The sequence below is a fragment of the Exiguobacterium sp. SL-10 genome, from assembly GCF_004337025.1.
Lineage (GTDB): Bacteria > Bacillota > Bacilli > Exiguobacteriales > Exiguobacteriaceae > Exiguobacterium.
In genome coordinates this window covers 61,069-73,191 of sequence record NZ_SJUP01000012.1, presented here as the reverse complement: position 1 = coordinate 73,191, position 12,123 = coordinate 61,069, and the positions used below count along the sequence as shown (strand labels likewise).

At 52.6% G+C, this 12,123-nt stretch carries 8 protein-coding genes; 6 read left to right on the top strand and 2 right to left on the bottom strand.

All coding sequences use genetic code 11. From position 1 onward, the window contains the following. Positions 1–65 precede the first annotated feature (65 nt). Positions 66–482, top strand: coding sequence for a hypothetical protein (locus EVJ33_RS12545; RefSeq protein WP_131437627.1), 417 nt, complete (start codon positions 66–68; stop codon positions 480–482). Positions 483–506: 24 nt separating this feature from the next. On the opposite strand, the gene EVJ33_RS12540 is transcribed toward EVJ33_RS12545, so the two are convergent. Together EVJ33_RS12540 and EVJ33_RS12535 are read right to left on the bottom strand one after the other, a co-directional pair. Further along, positions 507–863: a hypothetical protein gene (locus EVJ33_RS12540; RefSeq protein WP_131437625.1), complete on the bottom strand. Its 357-nt coding sequence runs from the start codon at positions 861–863 to the stop codon at positions 507–509. A gap of 55 nt (positions 864–918) precedes the next feature. Continuing rightward, positions 919–1,299: a truncated hemoglobin gene (locus EVJ33_RS12535; protein ID WP_131437623.1), complete on the bottom strand. Its 381-nt coding sequence runs from the start codon at positions 1,297–1,299 to the stop codon at positions 919–921. 159 nt (positions 1,300–1,458) lie between these two features. Between EVJ33_RS12535 and addB the strand changes: the two genes are divergently transcribed. From addB to EVJ33_RS12510, 5 genes are all read left to right on the top strand, one after another. After that, the gene (gene addB / locus EVJ33_RS12530) at positions 1,459–4,899 is read left to right on the top strand and encodes a helicase-exonuclease AddAB subunit AddB (RefSeq protein ID WP_131437621.1); all 3,441 of its coding nucleotides are present in this window, start codon (positions 1,459–1,461) and stop codon (positions 4,897–4,899) included. Beyond that, complete coding sequence (gene addA / locus EVJ33_RS12525; RefSeq protein ID WP_131437619.1) at positions 4,883–8,485, top strand: helicase-exonuclease AddAB subunit AddA; 3,603 nt, start codon at positions 4,883–4,885, stop codon at positions 8,483–8,485. Before addB ends, addA begins: the two co-directional genes overlap by 17 nt. A 115-nt stretch (positions 8,486–8,600) precedes the next feature. Further along, complete coding sequence (locus EVJ33_RS12520) at positions 8,601–8,963, top strand: response regulator (RefSeq protein WP_021066686.1); 363 nt, start codon at positions 8,601–8,603, stop codon at positions 8,961–8,963. Then, positions 8,960–11,518 carry a sensor histidine kinase gene (locus EVJ33_RS12515; RefSeq protein ID WP_131437617.1) on the top strand — a complete coding sequence of 853 codons (2,559 nt, stop codon included), beginning with the start codon at positions 8,960–8,962 and terminating at the stop codon, positions 11,516–11,518. The genes EVJ33_RS12520 and EVJ33_RS12515 overlap by 4 nt, the downstream gene beginning before the upstream one ends. A 144-nt stretch (positions 11,519–11,662) precedes the next feature. Further along, positions 11,663–12,043, top strand: coding sequence for a YisL family protein (locus tag EVJ33_RS12510; RefSeq protein WP_131437615.1), 381 nt, complete (start codon positions 11,663–11,665; stop codon positions 12,041–12,043). The last annotated feature ends 80 nt before the right edge of the window (positions 12,044–12,123 follow it).

Genomic DNA, 12,123 nt, shown 5'->3' with positions numbered 1-12,123 from the left:
GTTTTTGTGAGATGCTCTATGGGTATAATAAGAGAAGGACTTCACAATATTGGAGGGAATCAACGATGAATGATTCATACACATGGTTAAATCGCCGGACGATTCGCCCGGCTTACAGTGCGACAGGAGGCCGGACGTGGACGAGCGAACGTGTCGTCCGTCCGGATGCAGCCCGTGGGAAGACAGTTCGCGGTGTCAAACGCGTACGTCGTCCGTATACGGATGAGCATGGCAACCGCCGTTATACGACGGGACGTGTCGTCATCACCGACGCGGCTCGCCAAGCACGTGCGCACGGTCACGGCGAATCGGCCGTCCAACTTGAGCTGTCGGTACCGACACCGTATGAGCGCGTGAAAGAAATGATTCCGACGAAGAAAGTACTCGTGCCGGTCATGGCCGGGATTGCTGTCGCCGGAGGACTCGCCGGTGCGATTTATGCGCTTCGTAAGAAAAAACAAAACAAGAACAAGCACAAATAAAAAAATCGCCCGCGGGCGATTTTTTTATTTGAGGCGATCCGCAAGAATTCGTTCGAGCTGTTGCTCGCCGAGTTCGCGCATCTCTGCTTCGTTCTCTTGGTCATACGACTCGTCGGTAAAACGGCCGACGAATTCAACTTTCCCGTTTCCGAGTTCACGGAAGACGAGGTTTTTGCGATCGTTATAGAAGACGACGCGATACTCTCGTCCATTCTCATGTGGATAGTTGAACACACCTTTAATGTGGTCCATGTTTTTTTCTTCGGGTTGGTCTTCTTCCTCTTCGTCCTCTTCGAGGGCGTCGGCGAGGACTGCCGTCGGTTCTACTTCTTCCGTTTCTTCTTCAGAGGAAACGGCCTCTTTTTTCTCTTCTTCTGTCATGAAAAACGACCTCCTTTACTTACTTTCTTATCATACCCGCTTTTCGAAAGGCTGACTACTCAAAATGGTGGGAGCAGACGCGGACGACGTTCGATGACGACATGATCAAGCGATGGAACAGCTGTTGTTTGATGGACTCGGGCGCATCGACCGTTTTGAGCGCTTGCTCCATACAACCGAGCCAATGTCCGGCATGCGTCTCCGAAATCGGATGGTCACGATGAATCATCGCCAGGTTGCCGCCACCACGACGGTCCGTATATAGTTTCGGTCCTCCGAGCAACTGTGTTAAAAACTCAAATTGATGCGCTTTGACCCGGTCTTTGTCGTCCGGAAACAACGGTAACAACACTGGGTCGGCGTAGACGAGGTCGTAAAAGGCGTCAACGAGCTGCTGGACCCCACGCTCGCCACCGAATTGTTCATATGCACTCATGTTTTATTCCCCCTCATACGTCCAGTCTAATCGATTTTCGCTGAAATTGGGAAGGATGCGGGCTGGTCAATTTTCTTGCTGGGGTCTCAATGGATTTCCCTCTACAAACGAGGGCGAATGGGTCATAATAAAGAAAAAAGGGAAGGGGTGTTCGCCTAAATGACGGTCACTTTTCATGTCGGTCGTTCTGGGAGCGGAAAAAGCGAATGGATGACGAAACATGTCATCGAAGAGCTGAAGCGTGACCCGAGCGGACCGACCATCTATATGCTCGTCCCAGACCAAATGTCGTTTGAGATGGAACGGAAGATGGCGATGACGGACGGTTTGAACGGATCGACACGGATTCAAGTATTGTCGATGCGTCGACTCGCCTTTTTGATGATGCGCGACCGGGGCGTCGCGACCGAACAGTTTTTAGACCAGACGGGCACGCATTTGTTGTTGCGTCGCGTCGTCGAGATGAACGAGGAACGATTGACGTTGTTCCGCCGGACGATGAACCAGTTCGGCTTTTACGAGGAGCTGAACCAATTGATCACACTCCTCAAGCGCGGCCTCGTCGATCCCGAGCAGTTGCTCCGTTTAAGCGAGCAAGACCAACATCGGTCCCTCAAACTCCAAGATTTGTCGATTCTTTACGAGGGCTTCTTGACGATGACGGAAGGGAAATCGCTCCACGCTGAAGACTATTTCAACGTGTTGATGCAATTATTGCCGGATATCGACTTGAGCGGGACGCAGTTTTATGTGGACGGATTTAACGAATTTTCTGAGCAAGAATTGGCTGTGCTCGTCGCTTTAGCGGAAAAAGCACCGCTCGACGTGCTCTTGACGATCGATCCGGATTCGCTCTATCGGCCGCATCCGTCGTTCGGGCCAACGCAACGGACGCTCATGCGCTTCAAAGAGCTGTTGGCCGAGCGCGGCCTTGCCTCGAATGACGAAAAACATACGGGTTCGCCTCGCTTCCAGCATCCGAGCTTGGCCTATCTCGAGGCAACGTTCGGGCAAGTGACGGCAGCCCCGTACACGCGTCCTGATTCCAACGTGGTGTTGCATGCGGCCGTCGACCGGTCGGTAGAAGTCGAGGCGGCCGTCCGTGAGGTCGTGCGGCTCGTTCGTGAGGAAGGGTTCCGCTATCGCGATATCGCTTTCGTGTCACGATCGCTCGAAGAGTACGGCGACTTGGCGACGCAAGCGCTTCAGAAAATGGAATTGCCGTTCTTTCTCGATGAGCGGCAACCGATGCTCGATCATCCGGTCGTCGAATTATTGAAGGCGACGATTGAGGTCGCCCTTCGCGGATACCGGGAAGAACCCGTCTTCCGGGCGCTCAAGACCGAATTGATTCTGCTCGATGCGGAACATCGGCGTACGTCGGTCGACCGGCTCGAGGCGTTTGTCATCGAGCGCGGGATTAAACATTACCACTGGCACGAGGATTGGTATTTACGACGCCGGGCCGAGGAAGAGGCAAGGCTGACCGGGGAAGAGCTCGACGCGGAGACGGCACTCAATCGCTATCGCCAAACCGTCGTCGACACGTTTGACCCGCTGTTGGCCGATTTGAAGGCGGCGAAGACGATGCAATCGTATACGCACGCCATCTATGCTTTTTTAGAACGAGTTAATGTGGCGTCTTGTCTCGCCCATTGGCGCGACGAGGCGCTCGAGGAATCACGATTGCTCGAGGCGCGCGAACATACACAAGTGTGGGACGCCGTGTTGCACTTGCTTGAGCAGCTCGAGGCGGCCGCACCAGATGAGACGCTTTCGACTGAACTGTTCCTACAGATGATGGACACCGGACTCGACAGTTTGCGCTACGCGCTCGTCCCACCGTCTCTGGACCAATTGACGGTCACTGATTACGTTCGGGGTCGCTTGATTGATAAAAAGGTCGTCTTTTTACTCGGGGCGAACGAAGATCAAATCCCGCTTGTCTCGACCCAGTCGAAGCTGTTGACCGACCAGGATCTTGACTTCATGCATGACAACGGCGTCCGGGCCGGGAAAGCGACCGAGCACTTGTTCGACGACGAGACGTATTATTTGTACAAGGCGCTCACCGCACCGAGCCATCGTCTGTTCGTCAGCTATGCCCTCGTCGACCGGACCGGCAAGGCGATTCAACCGGCGAGTTTCATTGCTGACCTGAAAGCTCGCCTCAGTGGCGGGAAAGTCGTGACGACCCACTTCGCGGAAGCCGGAGAACATCGCCCGAGCGACCAGTTGTCGTTCATTACGAACGTGAACCAGACGGCAGCCGTGACGGCGCTCGAACTGCAACGGCTCAGCCGGCATTATCCGATTCAAGACACGTGGTTCACGGTATATAACGAGCTGTTGAAACATCCGGAAGGACGCGAACGGATTCGCTTACTGACGAGCGCGCTCTTCTATCAAAACGTGCCACAGCCATTGCCGGAAGATGTCGCCAAGTCGCTGTACACAAACTCGATTCGGGCGAGTGTCTCGCGGCTTGAGACGTTCCAGGCCTGTCCGTTCCGCCATTTTGCGAGTTATGGGCTCCGTTTGAAAGAACGTCGCCTGTATCGGTTAGAGGCGCCGGACATCGGCAACTTGTATCATCGGACGATCGAGCACATGTCACAGACCGTGAAGATGGACGGGAAAGAGTGGCGGGATGTGAGCCGAGACGAATGTTCGTCACTCGCTGAGGCGGCCGTCGAACTCGTCACACCGGAGATTCAAAATGCGATTTTGATGAGCTCGAACCGATACAGATATTTGAAGAAAAAACTGACCGACGTCGTCAGCAAGACGGCGGAAGTGTTGATTGAGCAATCGAAACGGGACGGGTTCGATCCTGTCGCGTTCGAACTCGCCTTCGGCAGCGGCAACTTCCCGCCCGTGTCGTTCACGCTCAGTAACGGTGCGACGTGTGAACTTGTCGGACGAATCGATCGGGTCGACACGGCTTCGGTCCATGACCAATTGTACGTCCGGATCGTCGACTATAAGTCGAGCAAACGTGAGATTGACTTCGCCGAGATCTATTACGGACTCGCCATGCAGATGCTCATTTACTTGAAAGTATTGATTGAGCAGGCGAACGCGTGGACACAGGAGAACGTCGCACCAGCAGCGGCGCTCTATTTCCACGTCCATAGACCGCTCGTCGCACCGGGCGAGACAGAAACAGATACGGAACGGAAAGTGCTCGAATCGTATCAGATGCAAGGGCTGCTCGTCGATGACCCGGCAATTTTAGAGGCGATGGACCGGACCGCGAAACAAGATCAGAAAAAATCGATCGTCATCCCGGTCAAATATAAGAAAGATGGGACGCTCGACGCGAACACGACAAAAAAAGTCGTCTCCCCGCCGCAACTCGAGCAGTTGATGGACCATGCCCTCGATTTGGCGGAGGCGAGTGTCGAGGCGATGTATGATGGCGAGATTGGCGTCGAACCGTATGAGTATAAAGAACGCCGGCCCTGCCAGACATGCCCGTTCCAAAGTGTCTGTCACTTTGATGAGGCGCTGTCCAATGAGGCGCGGCAATTGAAGAAGTTAGAAAAAGATGACGTCTTGTCAAGATTAGGAGGTGACGCTGATGAAGTGGACGAATGATCAACAAGCCGCCATCGATGCCAGAGGATCACACGTCCTCGTCTCGGCGGCGGCCGGTTCTGGAAAGACGGCCGTCCTCGTCGAACGGCTTGCGAGCCGTCTGTTAGATGAAACGGACGAGTTGACGTCGGACCGCATGCTCGTGGTCACATTCACGAACGCGGCGGCGGCCGAGATGAAGCGCCGAATCGCCAAAGCGCTCGATCAAGCGCTTCGTGATGACCCGGAGAACGCTTATATCCGCAAACAACGCCAAATGCTCAACCGAGCACTCATTACGACGATTCACTCGTTCTGTCTCGAAGTGATTCGGGAGAACTACTATTTGCTCGATCTCGATCCGGCGTTCAAAATCGCCGAAGAGCGCGACTTGGTCCTCTTGCAGGACGACGTACTCGAAGATGTGCTCGAGGAGGCATACGGACAACAAGACCAATCCTTTTTCGCCTTGATCGATGCCTATACGTCGGACCGAGGCGACAGCGAGATCGAAGAGTTGATTCTAGGCCTCTATCACTATGCCCGGACACTACCGGACCCGGAAGCGTATTTGGATGAGCTCGTGTCGTTGTACCAGTTCGATGGGGACCCTGATGAGGAGCAATTGTTAATCGAGTTCGGTCGTCTGCTCTGGGTAGACATCGAGAAAGCGTTGCGTCAGCTCCGTCGCGTGGCCGTCGAGCTTCGGCTCGCCGGCTATGAGGCACAATCCGAGAACGTACAACAGGCGATTCTACCATTTGCGAATCTTGATCCAGACTCGTTCAAGTGGAGCGAACTCGAGACGGCGTCCCGCGCCGTCAAGTTCGGGACGATGAAATCCGTTCAAAAGAAAGAAGAGCATCACGTTTATCACACGTTATTGAAGCCCACGTACGATCAGGCGAAGAAGAAGTTAAGTGAAGCCATCGCCCAAGCGAGCACGAGCGGGGCCGATTATTTAGACGTGTTGATGACACAACGTCCGCTCGTCGAGACGCTCGTCAAGACCGTTCGGACGTTCGGTGCCGCCTATGAACAGGCGAAGCGGGACCGTGCCTTCGTCGATTTCAGCGACCTCGAGCATTATGCGCTCGCCATTTTACGAGACGGGGAAGCGCCATCTTCGGTCGCTTCGCTTTACAAACAGCGCTTCGCCGAAGTATTGATCGATGAGTATCAGGATACGAACGAGATTCAAGAGACAATCATCGGGCTTGTCAGTCATGAAGTCGAGAACGTCGGGAACTTGTTCATGGTCGGTGATATCAAGCAGTCGATTTATCGGTTCCGTCATGCCGAGCCTCGCTTGTTCATCGAGAAGGCGACGCGCTTTAAACAGGATGGGGCGGGACAACGAATTGATTTATCCCAAAACTTCAGAAGTCGGGCCGAGGTGCTCCATGGCATTAACGACTTGTTCGTTCGATTGATGGACGAAGAAGTGAGTGAAATCGAATACGATGAGGCGGCACGCCTCGTGCCGGGACGAACGTATGAGGAACTTGAGGCGAGCCCGGAACTTATCCTCGTCAACGGGGAGAGCCGTGACTTGTCGAAACAAGAGCTAGAAGGCCGGGCCATCGCGACCCGGATTTTAGAGCTTGTCTCGGGTGATGAACCGTTCAAAGTGACCGATGAGGCGACGGGACTGCTGCGGTCGTGCGAATATCGCGATATCGTCATTTTGGTCCGCTCAAAAAAAGAACGCGTCGAACAGCTGATGGATATTTTGACACAGTACAACATCCCGGCCTATACCGATTCAGACGGTGGCTATTTCCAAGCGACCGAGATTCGCATGATGCTCGCGGTGTTGAAACTGATCGACAACCCGCTTCAAGACATCCCGCTCGCCGGGGCGCTCCGTTCGCCGATGTTCGGGTTTAGCGACCGAGAATTGGCCAAGATTCGTCTTGAATCGGAGGACTCGTTCTTCGAGGCGCTCAAGGCAAAAGCGGACGATGAAGATGATCTCGGTCTGAAGTGCGGCGATGTACTCGACGCATTGTCGGCGTGGCGCACGTTCGCCCGGAACCATAGTTTGTCGGAATTGATTCAACAAGTGTTCAACGATACAGGCTTTTACGATTTCGCCGGCGGCTTACCTGGTGGGAAAGGGCGCCAAGAAAATTTGAAGGCGCTCTATGACCGGGCGCTGTCGTATGAGCGGAGTGGGTACCGCGGCTTGTATCGTTTCCTCCGTGTGATGGACCGGCTTCAGGATAATGGGGAAGATTTATCGGAAGCGCGTTCACTCGGTGAAGAAGAGAACGTCGTCCGGATTATGACAGTCCATAAATCCAAAGGACTTGAGTTCCCGGTCACGATCGTCGCCCAACTCGGGAAGCAGTTCAACAAGCGCGACCAAATGCAGCGTGTCATCTTCCATAAACGTTATGGCATCTCGCTCGACGCGATTGACGTCGTCACCCGGACGAAGACGGAGACGTTCGTCAAAGAGATGATTCGTCGCGATCTCGATGCCACCATGAAGGCAGAGGAGATGCGCGTCTTGTATGTCGCCCTCACCCGTGCGAAAGAAAAATTGATTTTGGTCGGGACAATCAAAGAGCCCGGGAAACAAATCGGACAATGGTTGCATGTCGAGCAGACTGGGGTGACGTTATCGGCCGATGCGCGTCGTGAGGCGAAGACGTATCTCGATTGGGTCGCCCCGGCACTCCTGAAACTCGAAGGGGCCGCCCCGTTCTTGGAACAGCAAGGGCTACCGGTCATCGCGCCACAGCCGGAAGCGACGTCATGGACGTACCGCATCATCGGGGAGGAAGACTTGGCGGAAGTCGCTACACTGCAAGAGATGATGGCACAGCTCCATCATGTCAAACAGTTCGAGGCGATTGACTTCCCGGTCAAAGACGAAGCGAACGTCGCGGATTTCGTCCACCGGGCGTTCACGTATGCATATCCGGCTCAATCTGCGACCGAGACGGCAGCGAAACAAACGGTCACCGAACTGAAACGCGCGCTCCAGCTCGAGCAGGCTGCGTTTGAAGAGACGTATCGGGCGAGTGACACGCCATACCGCGAACCGAAGTGGAAGCAGTCGAAGCAGACAGGGGCCGAGCGGGGGACGACATTACATCTCGTCTTCCAATTGATTGACCCGTCCGAGCCGCTCGATGTCCAAATCGATCGCTGGGAAATCGATGGTATGCTCAGTCCGGTCGAGGCCGAGACGGCAAGGCTCGCGACTCCTGAAATCGAGGCGTTCTTCGCTTCGGAAACCGGGCGTGCCTTAACGTCAGCGCTCCAAGCTGGACAGGGCTGGCGCGAGTTGCCGTTCACATACACGGTTCCAGCCGAGCGGGTCAATCCGAGCGGGACGTTCACGGATGAGCATGTACTCATTCAAGGGATTATCGATTGTCTGTTTTATGATGGCGAGACATACGTGCTCCTCGACTATAAATCGGACTCTGTGCTCTTTTCGAGCGATTCCCGTGAAGCAGCGAAACAAATGCTGCGCGACCGCTATCACGTCCAATTATCGCTCTACCGCGAGGCAATCGAGGCGATCTGGGGAATCACGGTTGGCCAGATGCTCATTTATTCGCTCGAATTGCAGGAAATTGTTGTATTATAATGTAGACGTTGTGAAGAAAAAGGGGTACGGTTATACACCGTACACCCTTATTTTTTGTGATTACGAACTGAATCCGTTAAAATAATGGAATGGGATAAAAAATGGAGGAATCGTCATGGTGAAAATTTTACTAGCAGAAGATGAAGAAGTTTTACGGATGCTTGTTTTAGATACATTAGAAGATGAAGGATATGACATTGATGAAGCGCCAGACGGCCTTGAAGCCTATCGGCTGATCGAACAGAACGAGTATGATCTCGTGATTGTCGACCATATGATGCCAGGCATGACCGGTCTTGAGGTCATCGAGAAAGTACGGAAACTACCGGGACGTCAACATACAAAAGTGATGATGCTCACGGCGAAGAGCCAACAATCTGATCGTGATTGCGCGAACGAGATTGGCGTCGACTATTTTATTTCCAAGCCGTTCAGTCCACTTGAGTTGGTGAAGATTATAGGAGGCATTGTGAATTGAACAGATGGTTTAAACAAAAACTCGGTCGCGACCTTATGGTCGTCCTCTATTCATTCCTCGCGCTCGCACTCGTGGGATCGATGATCATGTACACGTACATGCAAGAGCGAGTTGTCGAAAATGAACAACGGCTAGAAGACGTTGATGAACGGATTGAACGGTTGAACACGCTATGGGACGAATGGCAAGGTGCTCAATACGACGCACGCGGTTATCTTCTCTTTGGTGATCCAGAATTACTTGATTTGGCTCGTACGAGAGAGAATGAGTTCCAGCAAGAAATCAACTGGTTCAAGAGCGTCGTCCAAACGAAACAAGGTGAGATTTTCGCAGAAGACTTGCAACAATTTCATGACTTCTATTTCGGCGTCATCCTTCCGGTGACGACAGAATACGGACAATTGCGCGCTGAAGGTGAAATTACCGAGACAACGATCAACCCGGAAACGATATTGACGTTATCGACAGCAGAACGATTGATTGCACAGGGCGCCGTTCCATACGATTCTGAACGAGGCATCGATACACTGGGACCGATTCAACAAATCGAGACGGCGTTAGCTGATTATAAAACGTTGATGACGAGTGAAAAACAAAAAGTATATGACTCTTGGAAATTGAACAATGACATTTTACAATTCTTGTGGATTGCGAGCATCTTGTCGTTCGCCGCATTGATTCTATTAGTCATCCAACCGTTTTTGCGCCGTCAAACACAGTTGATTTCCCGCTTGTCAGTCGCATCTGACCGCTTGTTGAAAGGGGAGATCGTCGACCTGAGTGACCAGATGGATCGTGAAGACGAAATCGGGATTATGTCGCGGTCCTTCAACAAGATGGCTGAGACGCTTCGTGATAACGAACGTCATTTGATTGAGAAGAACCACGAATTGCAAGCGCAGCAAGAAGAATTGATCGCGCAACAAGAAGAACTCCAGGCACAGCAACAAGAACTGGAAGAGATTTTGGAGCAGACGCAACAGAACGAGCAGCATTTGGCTTATCGCAACGAGTTGACCGAGACACTCGCGGCACGAGACTCGTTGACCGCTTATCCAGAGATCATCGAGAAACTCGTCGCCATCACCGACTCCGAAGTCGGCGCCCTCGTTTTTGTCGATGCAACGGGCTCGTTCTCGATTACAAGCCACGGCTTGAACGAGACGCTCACGCGTCAATTGCTCGAAAGCGAGAATTCCGTCTTGACGCGAGCGATGACGCTGCGCACGACCGTGCACTCGTCGAAACAAGTCGCGAGCGACCACCCACTCCCGTATCCATACTACATGTATGAGACGGCCGTGCCGGTCCATGACCCGACGGATGACTCGATTATCGCGTTCATCTATCTCGTCCGCTATAAGGACCGTTTCACGCAAACACAGATGGGTGATATCATGTCGTTCGCTCGCCAGTTGTCGCTCTCACTTCTCCGAATGCGTTTATTTGAAGAGATGACTCGTGAGAAAGGGAAGACAGAACGAATTCTGGACTCGATTCGTGAGGCAGTCATCTACGTCGAGCATTCGACCGATGATGTCTTCGTCAACCGACCACTCTATGAAATGTTCCCTGAACTCGATGAAATCACATCGAGAGAACTTGCAGAACTGTCATGGAACGAATGGCGCGAGACGATTTCGACAACGGTCGACCAAGAAGATGATTTCATGAAGTATACGGATCGTCTTTTCACTGACGATTTCCCACACGACAGCGTCAGCTTCTCGATCCGTAAAGGCGAGATGAACTTGCAGATGTATGCCGAACGGATCGTCGTCGGTGGGTTATCGAAAGGGACGTTGCTCGTCTTCCGTGACATCACGAGCGAGACCGAGGCAGAACGCTTGAAGAGCGAATTCATCTCGACGATCTCTCACGAATTGCGGACACCGCTCTCGTCGATTTACGGGTTCACCGAACTCATGGTCAAGAAGCAATTGCCGAACGAGAAGCAAGCGAAGTATCTACAGACGATCCACGCCGAGACGGAACGACTGACACATCTCGTCAACGACTTCCTCGACGTGCAGCGCATGGAAGCTGGTAGTCAAATGTATGATCGGGAACAGCTTGATATTGAACCGATTGTGCGTGACATGATGACGTTCTATGAAGCGTCGTCATTGAAACATCAATTCGAAGTGATTGCGACCGATGACCGTCCGTATGAACTGTTCGCGGATTGTCAGAAGTTTAAGCAGTTGATGAGCAACTTGCTCTCGAACGCTGTGAAATATTCTCCGCGTGGCGGGAAAATCACCGTCGAACTGGGTCATCACGACCAATCGGTGTCGATTAAAGTGAAGGATCAAGGCATCGGTATTCCAAGCGATGCGCTCGACCGTCTCTTCGACAAATTTTATCGGGTCGACAATTCGGATAGCCGTGAAATCGGTGGAACCGGACTAGGCCTCCCGATTTGTCAGGAAATCGTCCGTGGGCACGCGGGTCAGATTCATGTCGAGTCGGTCCAACATCAAGGTTCGACGTTCACGGTCGTCATTCCAAGTTATGAATACGCCGTCCGTGAACAAGAAACGACGACAGCTTAATCACGTCAACACGCCAAGGCGCCTATCGATCATCGATGAGGCGCCTTTTTGGTGCAAGCGAAGATTTTTCAATTACCCGCTTGACCGCAATCCGAGCGACTCGTGTACAATAGAGATTGTACATAATGGAAAGGGGGACTTTGAATGCCATTAACTGCATTCCTACACACGCACGTCACGAGCTGGATCTTGTTACTCGTCTTGTTCGCTGTCGCTTACGTCGGCTATAAGAACGCGAACAAGAGCGGGAAGATTGCCCACATGGTGTTTCGACTCATGTTGCTCGTCGCGTTCGGCACAGGACTTTATTTGTATTTACAATTGAACGGTGGCGGCATGTTCTATCACGTGAAAATCACGGTCGGACTGCTCACACTCATCTTCGGTGAGATGACGCTCATCCGCGTGAAGAAGAAAAAACCAGCGAACGCAATGTTCGGCGGTTTTGCTATTCTCGCACTTGTGACGATTTTCATCGGCTATGCGTTGCCTTACGGTCAGTCGTTCTTCAGCAATTTCATTTAATTTGGTTCCCACTTCGCACATCGAAGTGGGATTTTTTTGTTTGTCCGTAAATTATTAGGGGAAAATAAAAAAATCAGTGA